This is a genomic window from Calothrix sp. FACHB-168 (assembly GCF_963889195.1).
Lineage (GTDB): Bacteria > Cyanobacteriota > Cyanobacteriia > Cyanobacteriales > Nostocaceae > Aulosira > Aulosira anomala_A.
Genome location: NZ_CAWPNJ010000046.1, coordinates 15,542 through 31,168, shown reverse-complemented (window position 1 = coordinate 31,168; position 15,627 = coordinate 15,542). Strand labels below are relative to the sequence as shown.

The following is a 15,627-nucleotide window of genomic DNA, read 5'->3' as shown; positions in this document are numbered from 1 at the left end:
CTGGCGTGGCAAGGCTAAAAAGTGCATTAATAAAACTCTTGTGGGATGGGCGTCTCGCCCGTCCTGGGCGGACAAGATGTCCAACCCACAAAAAAATTATATTGCAACATTTAAAGCTAGACACGCCACTACGTTTTATGCAAAAATCAAATAGCAATTACACTATTTACAATTTAGCGTTGCACTGAGTTAGAGATATCTCTACCTGCTTTAGCTGCACTATCTTTAACACCACCAGCAGTTTCCTTAGCACCTTCTACATAGCCAGAGCCAAATTCTTTCAAAGCTTCGGCTGATTGTTGACCAATCCGTTGTAAACGTTCACCAGGTGCGCCTTTTGTTTCCCTTGCTTCGCGATTCCATTGACCTGTAGTTTTAGGTCTTTGAGCATCATTTTCTGATACTCTTTCGCGGACTTGGTCGCGTAACTCTCTACTACTACGTCCAGTATCGTCAATGTAGGCGCTATTATTACCATGATCGACATTAGTTGTTAGTACAATCAAGCCAATAAAAACAACAGATAAAAACCGCTTGAATTGAAATCCTTGAAACAAAGAACTAATATAAGCGATCGCATTAGAAATCACATTCTTCATGCTAATACTCCCTTGGTAAAATTCTCGATAATTTCTAGAGCTTCGAGATATCATTGGCTCACTCCAAAATTAGCTAACTCATGAAAAACTGAAGTTAGTTTCTCTAGGAAATTAAGCTATCAATGGAATTATGGATTTAGTGATGAAATCAAGCCAATGACTCTTTTGATTACAAATTAAGACTAACTAGAAAAAATTATTTATCCCTCTAACAAAAGTCAGAGTTTGCTGAGAAATAATACCAATTTGCAAAAATAATGCGACAGATGGTAGGGATATGGCAATGCCATGCCCTATAGAATATATTGATATGCCGCAAAAATTATTTAAATTGGTATAAATTAAGAAATTTATAGAAACATCCCAATTTGGACGCAATACCCTCAAGGGTATTGCTATACCAACAAAGCCTGCCTTCTTTTGCTAAAAGTTTGATAGCCTGCGAAGGCAGGCTTCGTATTTCTAGCCCCACCCTTATAGGGTGAGGGCGTTTTTGCACATTTGGGATGCTCCCTGGAAACATCCCAATTTGGACGCAATAACCTTGAGGGTGAAGGCGTTTTTGCATATTGGGGATGCTTCCAACCTTGAGGCGATCGCTCTTTCTATCTTATATACAGCATATTTTAGGTAAATGAGGTACGCGCTTCGGGGCATGGCAGTGCCAATGCCCCTACAATCAACGATTATCTGTACCTCACCAACAAGCAATTCGCTGTATGTATATAAAAATACTCACATTTGCTTTCATTGCTGAAGTAAAAATGCGAGTTACGCTTAATCGGATTATTCAATATGAGATATAGGGGTAGTTGCTAACCCTGGTAACCACTATAGCTTGACGTTAATGTACATCGTCATATTCTGCTGTTTCTACCCGTCTTGCTTCCATCCGTGGCGGTAAAAACTCAGCCCGACGGATGGGAACTAAAGGCGATGTCTGACCTTGGTAGGGGTGAATTACCTGTACAGTCCTAGCACGCTGTTTTGGAGAGAACAAAGCCAATACACCAGCAACAACAACGCCACCACCAATGGTTAAAGTCATACCGCCTACCGCCCAAACTATAGGTGAAGACCACCAAGGATTTTGCGGTTGTAGAGCGTTTTTCTGATTATTTTGTTGGGCGAATTGCAGTTGTTGTTGCTGCTGATTGTAGCTTTGGAATTGCCACTGGAGTTGTTGATTTTGGGTTCTCAACTGCTCGTTATCGCTTCTTAACCGCGCCATCTCCGACTTTAGCGTTTCTAATTCAGCTCGCTGATCTGAATTGGGCGCAGTTGGCGGCTGATTATTGGGATACATCGGTTGCCCATAAGGATACTGGGGCGGCGTCATCACCTGAGGTGCTACAACAGTAGGCATCTGTGGGGTAACCGCAAAATTAGGTTGTAGAGAATTATTACCTGCCCCTTTGAGCAATACTAGAGCCGCTAAACCAGCTACGGCGACTCCACCGATAAATGCCATACTCTCACTCATCGCCTAAGCCCCTCAAATGCGACGTAATAATTATCATTTTTAACTGACTCACTCTCACACTCATATTTTTTAGTTTACTTACACTTCACATAATACCCAAAGTATCAGCGATGTTCCCAGGTGGTTTTAGCACAGCATCATATCTGCTGCTTATATTCAATATTATATCTGTTAAATTATCTACCAATCCCCAGCAAAAAAACTACACTGTTATATATTTTTAATCTACTTTTCCCTAGTCATCAAGACTAGTATTTATACTAATGCTATTTTGCTTGGAGATTTGCTTTAAGACTTTGGCAAAATTCCGCGATCGCATTTAACCCTGCTTCCGGTGTCCCTTCGGCTAAACGTTTGACAAAAGCGCTGCCCACAATTGCCGCATCTGCGCCCCAATCTCTCACTTGACGCGCTTGCTCTACTTGCGAAATTCCAAAACCTACGCCAATGGGCTTATCTGTAAAATTACGTATTTCTTTGAGTAAATCTGAAACTCGTGTTTCTATCTGCGCTCTCATCCCAGTGACACCGGTAACACTGACTAAGTAGATAAAACCTTGGGAAGCGCGAGCGATCGCTTCTATGCGTTCGACAGAACTAGTGGGTGCTATGAGTAAAATTAAGTCAATTCCCATCTTGCTAGCTGGTTCCAGTAACACAGCAGCTTCTTCCAAAGGTAAATCTGGTACTACCAAACCTGCTACCCCAGCCGCAGCAATTTCTTCGAGAAATTTATCAATTCCCCGATGCATAATTGGGTTGTAGTAAGTAAACAGGACGATAGGCGATTTTAAATCTGGAGTAGTTTTTTGCAACATTTCCAGTACTGCGTCGAGGGTGGTTCCCCGTTCTAAAGCGCGGGTAGCAGCTGCTTGAATTACCGGGCCATCTGCCAAAGGATCGGAGTAGGGAACCCCCAGTTCAATAATATCTGCTCCACTGCGGTCTAGAATTCGCAATGCGGCTGCCGTTGTTGCTAAATCTGGATCGCCAGCCGTAATAAACGGAATCAGCGCGCATTCTTGATTGCGTCCTAGAGTTTCAAAGCAGTCGGAAATAGCAGTCATTGGTCAATTGATTTTGGATTTTAAATTTTGGATTTTGGATTTACCCCGAACACTAGCGTACAGGGTTTCAACATTTTAAATTTTGGATTTTGGACTGGTTTCACCCTTAAGTGTCGGCTTTGGCGAAATAATCTAAAATCTAAAATCTAAAATCTAAAATTAGTACGGTCAAGATTCAAGAGTTAGTTGTCATATCCTACCAAACAACGTACACCGAACCAACGACCAATCAACCTAATCAGGAAACTCAAAAAAATCAACTATTCCCTTCAAGCCGTCAACAGTCAGTAGAGACGCGATTAATCGCGTCTGTACAACAGTCAACAGTCAACAATCCCTTCGGCAATATTTTTTACTTATAAATCCCTAAGATTGACTTTGTCTTTCCTGTTCAACTTCTGCTTGCAGTTTGGCTAGTTCTTCCGGGGTGAGTTCGTCTAGCCGCTTTTGGAAAAACGCCTGTTCATAATCTTCGCGTTGTTGATGGTAGGTCATTTTTTTACCCACCGCACGAAAAACATAGGTAGCTAGCCAACCCAGCAAACAACTGACTAGCAAGACTTGGCTCCAAATACCAGCTTGTTGATTATCTAAACCTACTAGCTGTAAGCCTAGATATGCTATGCCTCCAGCAACAAAAACGCCAAAGCCGATTCCTATAGCATCAATGCGTCGCATGAGAATTATGACCTACCAATGTTGTTAAACTTCAATTTGTCGGCGCTGGGGTCGAATATTTACAAATGGCGATAAAACCAACAATCCTGGAAAGAAGAAGAACACCATAAAGTACATGATGGTGCGCTCTATAGAACTAGCTGCATACCAGCGCAGTTTGAGATAAAACAGCACAGCCACTGGAAGAACTAACAAATAAGCTCCAGCCAAAGCCAGATACAGCAGGGCTACGATCATAATTTTCGCTTCTGTAATAGACAAGATGGTTGATTACATCTATTTTCCATCATAGGCTGAATGGCGAAATATGGATAATGGGGCATGGGGCATGGGGCATCCCTTCGACTTCGCTCAGGGCGAGTGGGCATGGGGCATATAATTTTTTTGGGGTTGGTATTAGATATTGTTATCGACAAATTATTTGGCGGTGGTACTTGCAATTCATAAATTGATGTGTTAGTTTTGTTAAGGCTTTTGCGAAAGGAGTTAAAGCTACCTAATTAAATAGGGATGCTACTCTTAGGTGGCGATCGCAAAAAAGCTAGTAAATACTGTTGTTAGTTCAACAAGTATTTGGCATAGTCACCAATTCAGTACAATTGCTTTTTGTCAACAAAATTATTAAATCTAGTTGCACAAAAAACGTAATTAATGCTGAAATGTATGAGAGAGTATTTACTACCTCTCAATCAAATCAACTCCTAACTCAAAATTAGGGGGGTGTGGCGGAATGGTAGACGCTACGGACTTAGAAAACTGAGCCTTGCTAGAGAAATCTTGTAAGTGTAAGCTCTCAAACTCAGGGAAACCTAAATCTGATTACAGACATGGCAATCCTGAGCCAAGCCCACAAGAACAGATGATGATTTTTAATTTTTGATTGGTGACAATCCAAAATTGAAAACTCAAAATCTCTGATTGCGGGAAGGTGCAGAGACCCGACGGGAGCTACCCTAACGTTAAAGTCGAGGGTAAAGGGAGAGTCCAATTCTCAAAGCCGAGAGTTATGACAACTATGAGGCAGTAGCGAAAGCTGCGAGAGAATGAAAATCCGTTGATCGTAAAAGGTCGTGTGGGTTCAAGTCCCTCCACCCCCATGCAAAAATTAAATTATCAGTTTTTTGTCACTGTGACTGGAACCATAACTTTGCCGCAACGGCAAGCTTATGTTTCCAATAAACAGTGGCAAAGTTATGGTTCCAAACCAATTTCTCTTCGTGCTGCTCTAAGGGCATTGCGAACTTCTTTATCACGAAAACATCCAGGTTTAGCCAATAGCCTTGAAATAGCTGCTTCACTAGGATAAATACCTTCAGTGTAAAATTGCTTAACCGCTTGTTTTACCTCCTCACAGCACTGTTCAATTCGTTTGATGCGAGATTCTTTCATATACTTAACATACTGGGCTGAAATTGCTCGGCATAGCTCTGGGAAATGTCTATAAAGAATTCGCTTAGGATATCCAAGGCGTTTGGCTACTACCGTCATAGGTAACGGTTGTTGATTATTTTGAAGCAAATCTTCAAGTAACTGTTGAGTGCGATCGCTATCGAATTTTACTTCAAGCTTTTTTGTAATGCTATCTCCTAGTTGGTTTTGAGGTATAGCAGGAGATTGACTATAATTCTCCTTAACAGTCTCTTGAGTAAAGAAATCCAGCACAGATACCTGAAGAGTAAAACAGATCTTCAAAATTACATTCAGTTCTGGCAAGACTTTTCCCATCTGCCACATCCAAACCTTGTTTTTGGGAATGTCGAGCATACGGGCAAAAGCAGCTGTGTTTCCTTCAGTAAATTGGTTTACGTATCTACAGAACGCTTGAGCAACTATTTCCCTTTGCAAAGGTTTTGGTAGGTGAGGGGTATTAGCAATTAATTCTCCAATAGTCTTGATAACCCACTTTTGCCAGATAATCTCTTCCTTACTCGGTAGGGCTTTATCGGAAAATGGGTAATTATCAGTAACGCCCAGCCATTCTAAGCAATAGGGGCAATAACCTGGTCTCGAATAAGACGCAAGAGGAGGAAGCTGTCGTTGGCAATGAGGACATTGTTGGCATAAAGACTGATTGTGCCAATGACAAAATTTAACTGCCTCAAAAAACCAAATTAAGGGTTCGTAAATTACTTTGTCTTTCGAGGAATACCACTCCTCATAACAGTAGGGACACCAAGCTCGTCTAGCACGAAGTAATCTCCTTTGGGGAAAGATACCAGCCCATGTTAATAGAGAGAGAAAACGCAAATCACTACGTAGAGTTAATGACTCTAGCACTGTAACTAAATCAAGAGCCATCGTACCTATTCCATTGAGTGCCCCAGTTAAACTTCGCATTTCAAAAAGATTTGTAGTTTTGTAAGTCTTGGGTATAAAGGACACAAGTTCTCTGGATATTAAAGCTTTTGGGGTTACACAATGGGCTTCTGCTAGCCGAGATATATAACCAGTTAAGCTTTCTACCAACGGAGTACCAATACCAACAGGCTGTAATTGATACAAGCGACTACGAGATGGAATAGAAAGCTTTTTTAAATCCCAAGATTCGTATGTTTCTAATGCACTAGCTAACATCTTGTTGCACTCCGATGGGATCTCTTTTTGGTTTGCGTTTACCAACCTTTCCTGGAGGACGAGTAGTTTTTGGCGTTTCTTCGGGTAGCACAATTGATTTTGTTCCAAGTCCTAATGCAGAGCGTAAGTTTTGTATATCTGTTTCTGTTTCAGATAATTGTCGTTCACCCTCTTGAATTTCCTTGAACATTCTCTGACACTGAGCAACCGACCAAGCACGTTTTTGTAAGTCTTTGAGCGTGACTGTTGTTGCTTCTCGATCCAAAGCATCTTTAAGAGCGCGTGTTAACCAATTTTTCAGTATGCCAACACATCCTAAAGTACGTTCGTAAAAATATTCCCAATGACTAACTAAATCTGGAGCTTCTGCAAGCGGCATCTGCTGCTGGAAGGTTAATAATACACTTTTGAAAGCTTGTACATCCTCTGGATTTTCAGCACAATAACGGCGGAAATGAATATCGACGCTACGGCGTGAGAGTTGACCGCTTAAATTACGGAATGTCAGTAATTCGTAAGTTCCTAATAGACAGTGTAAAATCCCTGTCATATTTGCTAGAGATTTGAGGCAGTCTAATTGATCTTGCAGCTTGTACCCGCTTGCCATTTTGCCAAAATGTTGGGCTTCATCTACAAAAAATACGTCGGGATGACGATGGATGAGAGCATTTTCTAAAGCTCTGCGTAAAGCAGGTGCAACTACTTTTGGCTCAACATTGATTTTGCCAAAATTATCGCGAGAGATACCACGCACACCGTAATCAAACTTGTGATCGATTAAAGGTTCTTCTAAGGCGATTAAAGCGCGTGTGTAGTAATCTTTCCAGTTGAAGTTTCTTGATTCTGGGGCTATAGCTTCAACACCAACTACAGGAACACGACCGCGGTCGCTTTCCAGTAATGGTAATACTAGTTCTGTTAATTTCTGCTCAACACGCAATCGTAAAGTTGTTTTACCAACACCGCTAGGCCCATAAACAAAAATAAATGATGCCCCTGCGGGTTCGGCAATTGTTCGCATGAGAATTTCATAGACTTCTTTAAGCCGAGGATGCGCTACGGTGTAATTCTCAAAGTAAGCCAGCCTTTCTGTAGCAGGTCGTGTGAGGAGTTCAAGCGGAAATCCAGTAGATTTTGTCACAATTAAAACTCCTCATACACTACAAGTGTTTCTGGGACGAGCGCTTCATCTTCAGCCACTTGAGTATCAGTATTTTCAAAAGGAACTTGAATAACCTTTGGTTGTTCGTTGCGGCTTGCTGTCGCTTTTCCACCCTCAATTACCCTAAAGACTTCCCTGGCTTCTGCGTCATAGGAACGCTGTTCTAGTAGAGCTTCTTGTGCTTCTACAGATGCTAAAAATTTTGCTAGATTCTTAGCCGAAACTTTAGATTGTTGTGCATGATTTGAGGAGCGTTTGCGTAACTCGATACTAGCTAACTTCAGTTCTTTTTCTGAACGACCTTGGAATTCTGCATAATATTGAGAAATACACTGTACCCACTGTCCTCGAACAAAGGCGTAAGCGATGCCAATATTAAACGGGTCATATCTGATTGGAACAGAGGTATTTTCAATTTGCGGGTCGCGGAAACTATTAGACCAGTAGTAGATGTAGTTAATTTTTACACCGCGTCCAACTTGAACTTTTGCTTTCCCCTCTGAGGTGGTAGGTAGGGTAAGAATCTGAAAGTTTTCATCGTAAGGAATCATGCGGTGAAGCCGACTGCCACCAATCGCCATACCTGCTGCAAACGCATCCCTCGGACTTTGGAAAAGTGCTGGATGTTCGTCTGTATCGTAAACTTCGTAAGCCCAAGCACAAAGATATTCATAAAGTAAACCAAGTGTCCATACAGCTTTATTTTTAGGGTTAACTGACTTGGTGACTTGGCGGACGTTACGAGTTATTTGTGTATTAGCGCGTAAGTTATAAACAAATTCAGTATTGGCAGTCCCAAATAGGCGTTCGCAAACCGAACCAAAACGAGCTTTGGCTGGGGGTCTTTGCTTTTTTGTACATTCAAAAGTAGCTAGTAGTGTCTCGAAGTAAACGCTGTGAAACTCTGTACCGTTATCTACGACTACAATTTGCGGGAGTCTACCGTGACGTTGGACACAAATTCTTAGCACCATTAAGCAAGAACGATATGAGGGTGAGTCAAACGTTAGGTAAACTGCCAGCAATCGCCGCGAATAAGCATCTACGAGAAATGTTGCCCAAGGTTTGTTAAGATTGCGACCTGTACGTGAGCAAGCTAGCTCTACATCTAACGGGGTATGGTCGATATGTCCAATTTCTAAGGGGCGATCGCCGTGTCTTGGGGTAGTTTGGGTAAGCTCCCAATAGAAAGATTCATACTGATAAGCAGCACGGCGACCTTGGCGTTTTTTAGTCTGTTCGTAACCAGTACGGCGTTTTATTTCTTTAGTAAATGTTTTATAGCTCGGAGCAATTACAGCAGATTTTTCGCAAGCTAGAACTAAAGCCCCGTAAACCTCCCACATTTTTTTTTGTTTCAGAGTTTCGTAGTCTTCTAAAATAAATTTCTTCATGATTGCTAAGGTGTCTTCGGGCAGCTTGCGCTGACAATTACCTTTGACACTGCGATGGGACAAAAGCCCAATGTAGCCGCAACCGTATTTTTGAAGTGCAGTTAGATATTTAGCTTTCCAGTCACGAATGGTACGAGCAGGTATTGTTTCGTTTTCTGGGGGATGACCGTTTAAGTAAGGCTCGATAGTTTTGTAGCGTTCAAGAGCTTCTGCTTGGTCTTCTGGACTAGCTTGATAAAATCGCTGCCAAGATTCTGTGCTAATAGCTGTTTTTTCTGGTGTTTGGAGACTGGTGATTTTTCCTTGACGAACCAGATTCTCAAATACAAATTTTTTGAGTTCAATTAACTGATTATTTTCTGCGCCAAGTATAACTTCTGTTTCGCCAACATGGATGATATTTAAACCTTTGCCGTCCCAACTAACAGGGGTTCCAGTAGCAAGATTGATTACAGGAGAGATAGCCGGAAGATTTACACTTGGCTGCTCCACCATTAATCTATAAGCACTAGCAGTCTGTTCGTCACGGAAGACGAGACATCTTTCTGGTTCAGCAAGTGGTGCAGCATTTAAATCAAAATAGATTTGCCCAAGAGCAATTAAGGTGTAGATATTGTCAGATTTAGCTCCTGTTGACTGATTGAGTAGTTCTGCTAAAGTGATTCCTGGTTGAGACGACACAATTGCAAGTAATGATTGAGCAATTGTGTCTTCCACTGCTAGGGATTCTGAGCGATAATAGTCTTCTAAAAATTGCAGATTACGTTGCAGAACCCAGTTTATTTCTCTATCAGAACGAATTTGGTAATAAAGCCCAAACTGGTCAGCATAGGCTTCTCCTGGCGGACAATGCCATTGATTATCTTCTTGAGAGTAAAAGTAACGATTGGGGCTTTTCTCTGCTAGTTTTTTCAAATCCTGCTCAGTTTTACACTCTTCCCAACCAGCCGAATTGGTTCGGATGACAAAGAAATCTGGGGTGTGTAAAACGCCTAATCTACGTCCGTTACTTGCTTGATAGTCCAGTTTAATTTGCGGTGGTTGATCGTAGAATTCTAGAACATCTTCATCATGTTCTAACAGATAGATAACTGGCAGTTCAACCCGATGAGACTCAAATTGAATCGTGACTCCCATCTTGCGACTAGGGTAGCGTCCAGAAACATTCTTACTACCGCCACCAACGCGACGGGATGGTTCAGATGAGCGAACTTTCTCAATAATTTTTTGCCCTGCCTCGGATATTTGCAGGCGAGCAACCCATTGTTCAAATTGCTCTTTCATATAGTCCTTACTAAGCGCTTTGCACTTGATTTTATGAACCTATCAAAATCAGACCATAAAGTTAGGAACTTATTTAGCAGATGCCATACTACTTAACTTTGTAACACTTATAGTGTGCAAAAATCTACTGATAGTGTGTGGATTTAACCGCGATACTGGTTCAGTATTGTTTTGTGACGCAGAAATACCCCAGTATTGAGTACCGCTTTGGCAAAGCGATTAGGCGGCGAAGGCGAGAGCTAGATTTATCCCAAGAAGCACTGGCTGAAAAGTCAGGGCTTCATCGCAATTACATCTCAGGTATCGAAAACGGGGAACGTAACCCTTCGTTAAAAAATATTGTTAAGTTAGCGGCAGCTTTGGAGATATCTGTCTCCGATCTGTTTGTTAATTACGGCATCGAGGTTAAGAGTGAATCGGAGACTAATTCCTGAAATTCGGCTGTTAAAACTAAAGTACCAGCGTAATGGTTAATCCAAAAGGGATGACTATTTACTTAGAAAATTGGAACCTAAAACCTTTAGAAATACCGCAACGGAGTCGGTTATTCTCTCTTGAACCTGTGGCGGTGGGAACTCCCTACGCAGAAAGTCTTAGTAGCTATCTCCATCGTTTGGCGCAGGCGCATTGTTTAACCTCTCAAAAGCTCGTTATGGGAGAAATTGCGCCACTTATCCTCAAAGATGAGGATAAATCTGAGCTATTGGCAAAAAATCTGAGTCACCTATTGGGAAATAGCGATGCGAAACCTGCTATCAACGGAATGCGAGAAATGACAGGGAAGTTAGTCACGGTCTTAGAAGAGTTAACAATGCGTCAGGATTTACGTTTCTTGACCCTTTTAAGCTGGAAAGGAATGATTTATGACAAAGGGTTATTTCGGAACTATCGTGCTTGGTGTCCTTGTTGTTGGCAAGAGTGGATGCAGGAGAACAAAACTATCTATGAACCCTTATTATGGTCATTTAAGGATTTAGAATTTTGTTTGATTCACAAACAGCGATTAATAGAAGAATGTTCTCATTGTGGTTCACGTTTACCTGTAATGGCTAAGTTTTCGCCTGCAGGATTTTGTTCTCGTTGTGACGGGTGGTTAGGACAGGAAATTAAAGGTGAAGAGGATATAGAGAAATATAGAGTTAATATTCAAGGAATTAGCGACTTAATTGCACTTACTCCCCAATTAGGATATAAACCTATCCCTATTGAGTTAACCCGAAAATTACAATTAATTTTGTTAGTGTTTGAACAAGCAATTGGCAAGGATTTGCAGCTATTGGGAGATTTAGGGGGAATCATGGAATCGTTGAGGATTGCCTCAACAACAAATCAAAGTCAACCTTATCATTTGGTGAAGTTGATTATTCCTGTGTGCGAAAAGGCGAAGATTAGTATAGCCCAGTTGTTTGGGTTAGATTTTCAGGAATTGAGCAAGATATTGTTCGGGAATTTTAGTCTGGAATTAAAGTTGTAGAAGTGATGCAACGCCCTAAACCCCAATCCAACTGCGACAAAACGGTGGATCTTGCTCAGTTTTGGTAGCACGCTCTCTACCCAATAGAGTGACGGATTATTTAACTAAGCTGATAAATTCTTGATTACAAATTCTAATCTTTGTACATTGCCTATTGAATCTTGGCTGTAAATCCAATCCTTATTGGCAATTGGTAATGTCCTAACGACAAAACCCAAACTTCGGTTAGCTGTAGAGATTTGCGATCGCCACTCCAATCCCCTGAATTTGTTGGGTTAACTCTTCCGGTTCAACAACTTTCACCTGATCCCCAAAGCCTAAAATCCAGCGACGGAGATCGATGTCGTCTAGTGACCAACGGGGTAACTTTACTCGAAATCGGTTTGGATGAGTAGGATCTGGGCTTTTAGATAGGCTAAAAAGGGAAGCCTGTTCCTGGGAAATTTGACTGCCAGAGAGCCGTGGAGACATCTTCATTTGTGTGATAGGAAATCGTTGGGTTCCTTCGCTGATGAATCGAAAAGTGTAGTCATTGAACCAAAGTTCTACAGTTATACTGACTGCATCCCTATTGCTTAGGGATTTGCTCAAAAATTGACGCTGATCGGCGGCACTTGTGCCGAGGTAAAGTCCTCCGCAAGCTTGGTAAAGATACTGGAGTTTTTTGAGAGACTTATCCTGCTGACTGCGATCGCGTTTATTTGATTGGGGATAGCCTCTAAATAAGCGATCTAGGCGTTCAAATTGTAATAGCCCTTGGTTTTGTCCTTCAGCAATTTCAAAGCCGAGATACCAACCAATGTTATGAAACACAATTTGCAGGGGCCAGATGCGGAAGAATTCTTCTTGCTCTTCTGCGTAACGACCAACCCCGGAAAAACGTTTTAATTCTAAGAGTTGCCCCTGTTCAATTTCGTCTTCCAGTTTCTCGATTTCTCTAGCAAGCGCAGATTGAGGCAGCAGTTGCGGGTCAACAATTGTCCGATTGCAGATTGCTCGGATAGGGTAGATAGCTTGATTACTCAATTGGCTCTGCCTCATCCGTTCGTCAAATATTTCCAAAATTCCCAAGGCGATCGGGTCTTGTAAATTTTTAGCCTGGGCTTGCAGAACATGAAAAACCTTAGTTAGTTGGGATGCTGATAAAATGCCTGTTCCTATAAAGTAGCCACGTTTTAAGGCAAATTCTGGTAGAAGCTGAAACGGCTTGAGTATACGTTCAATATCTTTGCGGATTGCATCCGTCTGGTTCCCATCAATTAATCCTTGCTTTTGCATAGCAGAAACCAGGCTTCTCAAGCTGCCCTGATCAGAATTCCATTGAAAGGGATTTTGAAGAATGAAACGTATTGTTGTTAATAATCTTTTGAATGCTTCTCGGTCAGAATATGGATGGGTTGCAGTATTAATAGTTGCGACTTCAGCAATTACCAATTCTTGGTTAACAGCAATGGGGCTGAGAAAATTATTTGCTTCCAGCCATTCCATATCTGCGGTGATAGCATTAGGATCTGCATAAATAGAGCCGTACAAACGCTGCAAAATAGCACATATTTCCGATATTTCTGTTTGGAACTGGATTTCTTCCCCAATGAGCTGCTGGAGGATATCTGGATTTGTACTCTGTAAGTTACCAATACCGGGGTAGCGAATCAGCAAACTAATCAAATACAAAAGGCGATCAAAATCCAGCAATTTAGAGTAGGGATGTAAGACACTCTGGCTATGCTGAGTGCGGTTTGTGCGATTAATAACGCTACGAGGAAGGAGGTTAATTTTGCTTTTAACTTCACTTATTAAATCTTGAGACTGGGCTGAATTTAACTCGTAAATTGCTAAAAATCCCTCCCCTGCTAAAGGTGGAAAGTGTTTTAAGCTCTGGAATAAATCATCCAAGACTGTTGGAGAAACTTGCCGCCCGCGCTGCATATTCCAGTTCTGGCAAAACTGACGTGGAGTTTTAAGATGCCAGGCAACCCACTGGGCTTCAAAATCAGCTATTCTCTGAAGCAGACCCATTCGCCAAACACGTTTGGCATTCGTTGCGTCATAAATAACAGGTTGCTGCTGTGCGAGCGCCTCTTGAATTTCTTCTAAAATAATTTGTTCAATTTCTGCCCAATCTCCCTGGATTTGTTCATCTCCATAAAGCTTTCCCCGAATTTGATCACTCGAAATAATTCGGCTATTGGCAATAAGCTGACTCATCTGGGCAGCCAGGGTAGATTTACCACTACCTGGTGGGCCTATCAGAAAATGGCAAACAAGGGGAGTATTCATGCCAAAGTTGAAAAATACAGAATTCTAGTTGGACATTTAGACTTATGTAGGCAAATCATTTTTTAGACTTTCACAAAGGCTAATGGCAGATAGGCAATAAGCAGCAGCTATCCCAGTTGTTACTTTGTCGCGAGGAGTTGTATGTTGCCCAAAGTCAGCTACTTCGCGGATGTGATTAACCAGAATATAAGTTGGCTTTGTTACATACTTTGAAATTGGATCTAGTCCCTGTCGCGAACCAGTAATTAACTGTAGGATATTACATTGCCCCCCGATGCTTGCAGGAAGTCTGCCAGCGTCATGAGGGTAAGTTATTGTTTTACTTTGCCATTCATTGATCCAGCCTACTGGCAGTATTCTGTCAGGTGGCAACTCATGTAGCCAAATAATCTCAAGGGATCGAGAAACAACTCGACGCATCCAATTTGTTGCATCCATAGGATTGGGAGAAATATCCCGAATCGCTTTTTGGATTAATTCAAGCAGTTGCGAATCGCCCTCCTGAATTTGGTTTAAGCGCATCTGCAACACCTGTTGAATATTTGCTTCAAAATTTTCGCTAGTCTGGAACAAGCGATGTAGCACTGCAACGCTAGGTGCTCGTAGTAAAGCATATCTCTTCATCAGGCGGCAGCAAGACTTGAGTTTATTACCGGCAAGCTGAAGCAAGCCCCGTTGCTCTAAAGCTGTTTTTCGCTCGTGGGGTAGACTGCTTGCGTCAATATCTTGTTCAGCAGACCTGGCTAAATCCCCTTTCATCTCATCTGTGCAATCTTCCCACAAATCTTCTAGTAGATGATGGTGACTGGCTACCATAGACTCAGCGATCGCATCAACATCAATTTTAGAAAGGTTAGTTCCATTCTCAGTCTGTTCAGCCAACTGTCTCAGAAGGGCAGCTGCAAGGATTGGAATTCCGCCTGTCCAATTGTTGACTTCTTTGCAAGCAGAGCTATCAAGCTCAATGTTTCTTGTATTTAACGGCAGTAAGAAACCATCCCAATCAGAGTCGTCTAATTTGGCAACTGTAAGTGGAGTGGGATTAAATATTTCCCAAAAATCTGAAACACGAGAATCCGTTGGCATGAAATCGCGAAGATTACGTAAGTGCTTACGGCTGCCTGTGACTAAACGAAGGCTACTGTGTTGAGCTAAATTTCTAAGCTGATCCCATAAGTTTCGGGTGATCCCTGTTTCTTGAAGAACATGATCAAACCCATCTAAAATTATAAGTAAGCGATCACCTTTGCTATCCAGTTCTTCAAATACTAAATCCAAAAGCTCATATATACTGTCGTTTTCATCTGGTTCAAGATAGTCAGCAAATTCTGAATTGATTTCAGACAGCGTTATTCTAAGCCCCTTAGCAAGACGTTGCTTGAATTCCTCATCCGTGGTTGGAGTGCTGTGTCTGAGATCGATATACATAGCAGTGATGTAATACTCGTTGCCACTGCGATATTTTTGTGCTAGATGGTTTAGTAATACACTTTTGCCATATCGAGCCGGGCCAACAACGCAAACGTGATCTGGTGTGGTTTTTAATAATTGACGCTCAAGTTTTGTCAATAATGCTTCACGCCCTAGTAAGTTAGGAACATTAGCTCCTAGCACTTGATATGAAACATCCAT

At 41.7% G+C, this 15,627-nt stretch carries 12 protein-coding genes; 2 read left to right on the top strand and 10 right to left on the bottom strand.

What is annotated here, in order from left to right:
- Positions 1-173: 173 nt before the first annotated feature.
- From AACW45_RS26030 to AACW45_RS25995, 8 genes are all read right to left on the bottom strand, one after another.
- Positions 174-599, bottom strand: a complete 426-nt coding sequence (locus AACW45_RS26030) for a hypothetical protein (RefSeq protein ID WP_190635814.1) — start codon at positions 597-599, stop codon at positions 174-176.
- 844 nt (positions 600-1,443) lie between these two features.
- Positions 1,444-2,082 (bottom strand): heterocyst differentiation related protein, encoded by a 639-nt coding sequence (locus AACW45_RS26025; RefSeq protein ID WP_190635761.1) that lies wholly within the window; start codon positions 2,080-2,082, stop codon positions 1,444-1,446.
- A 266-nt stretch (positions 2,083-2,348) separates the two neighbouring features.
- Positions 2,349-3,149, bottom strand: coding sequence for a tryptophan synthase subunit alpha (gene trpA, locus AACW45_RS26020; RefSeq protein ID WP_190635759.1), 801 nt, complete (start codon positions 3,147-3,149; stop codon positions 2,349-2,351).
- Positions 3,150-3,515: 366 nt separating this feature from the next.
- Positions 3,516-3,827: a DUF3007 family protein gene (locus tag AACW45_RS26015; protein WP_190635756.1), complete on the bottom strand. Its 312-nt coding sequence runs from the start codon at positions 3,825-3,827 to the stop codon at positions 3,516-3,518.
- Positions 3,828-3,851: 24 nt separating this feature from the next.
- A complete protein-coding gene (gene ndhL, locus AACW45_RS26010; protein ID WP_445223157.1) occupies positions 3,852-4,067 on the bottom strand; it encodes an NAD(P)H-quinone oxidoreductase subunit L in 216 nt (71 codons plus the stop codon).
- Positions 4,068-5,018: 951 nt separating this feature from the next.
- On the bottom strand, positions 5,019-6,401 hold the full coding sequence (locus AACW45_RS26005) for a TniQ family protein (RefSeq protein ID WP_190541578.1): 1,383 nt from the start codon (positions 6,399-6,401) through the stop codon (positions 5,019-5,021).
- Complete coding sequence (locus AACW45_RS26000) at positions 6,391-7,542, bottom strand: AAA family ATPase (protein WP_190635753.1); 1,152 nt, start codon at positions 7,540-7,542, stop codon at positions 6,391-6,393. The genes AACW45_RS26005 and AACW45_RS26000 overlap by 11 nt, the downstream gene beginning before the upstream one ends.
- Positions 7,543-7,544: 2 nt before the next feature.
- A complete protein-coding gene (locus AACW45_RS25995; protein ID WP_190635751.1) occupies positions 7,545-10,241 on the bottom strand; it encodes a TnsA endonuclease N-terminal domain-containing protein in 2,697 nt (898 codons plus the stop codon).
- 173 nt (positions 10,242-10,414) lie between these two features.
- On the opposite strand from AACW45_RS25995, the gene AACW45_RS25990 reads away from it, so the two are divergent.
- Positions 10,415-10,675 (top strand): helix-turn-helix domain-containing protein, encoded by a 261-nt coding sequence (locus AACW45_RS25990; RefSeq protein ID WP_190541569.1) that lies wholly within the window; start codon positions 10,415-10,417, stop codon positions 10,673-10,675.
- Positions 10,676-10,707: 32 nt separating this feature from the next.
- The gene (locus tag AACW45_RS25985) at positions 10,708-11,715 is read left to right on the top strand and encodes a TniQ family protein (protein WP_242045762.1); all 1,008 of its coding nucleotides are present in this window, start codon (positions 10,708-10,710) and stop codon (positions 11,713-11,715) included.
- Between the two features lie 225 nt (positions 11,716-11,940).
- Here the strand turns inward: AACW45_RS25985 and AACW45_RS25980 are convergent, their stop codons facing one another.
- Both AACW45_RS25980 and AACW45_RS25975 read right to left on the bottom strand, forming a co-directional pair.
- On the bottom strand, positions 11,941-13,995 hold the full coding sequence (locus tag AACW45_RS25980) for an AAA family ATPase (RefSeq protein WP_190635749.1): 2,055 nt from the start codon (positions 13,993-13,995) through the stop codon (positions 11,941-11,943).
- A gap of 42 nt (positions 13,996-14,037) precedes the next feature.
- Positions 14,038-15,627 (bottom strand): AAA family ATPase, encoded by a 1,590-nt coding sequence (locus AACW45_RS25975; protein WP_190635747.1) that lies wholly within the window; start codon positions 15,625-15,627, stop codon positions 14,038-14,040.

Bases quoted from the DNA above. Each gene is read 5' to 3' on its own strand.
- AACW45_RS26015 (WP_190635756.1), bottom strand. From the start codon at position 3,827: ATGCGACGCATTGATGCTATAGGAATCGGCTTTGGCGTTTTTGTTGCT.
- AACW45_RS25975 (WP_190635747.1), bottom strand. From the start codon at position 15,627: ATGGATGTTTCATATCAAGTGCTAGGAGCTAATGTTCCTAACTTACTA.
- AACW45_RS26005 (WP_190541578.1), bottom strand. From the start codon at position 6,401: ATGTTAGCTAGTGCATTAGAAACATACGAATCTTGGGATTTAAAAAAG.
- AACW45_RS25995 (WP_190635751.1), bottom strand. From the start codon at position 10,241: ATGAAAGAGCAATTTGAACAATGGGTTGCTCGCCTGCAAATATCCGAG.
- AACW45_RS26030 (WP_190635814.1), bottom strand. From the start codon at position 599: ATGAAGAATGTGATTTCTAATGCGATCGCTTATATTAGTTCTTTGTTT.
- AACW45_RS25980 (WP_190635749.1), bottom strand. From the start codon at position 13,995: ATGAATACTCCCCTTGTTTGCCATTTTCTGATAGGCCCACCAGGTAGT.
- trpA (WP_190635759.1), bottom strand. From the start codon at position 3,149: ATGACTGCTATTTCCGACTGCTTTGAAACTCTAGGACGCAATCAAGAA.
- AACW45_RS26025 (WP_190635761.1), bottom strand. From the start codon at position 2,082: ATGAGTGAGAGTATGGCATTTATCGGTGGAGTCGCCGTAGCTGGTTTA.
- AACW45_RS25985 (WP_242045762.1), top strand. From the start codon at position 10,708: ATGGTTAATCCAAAAGGGATGACTATTTACTTAGAAAATTGGAACCTA.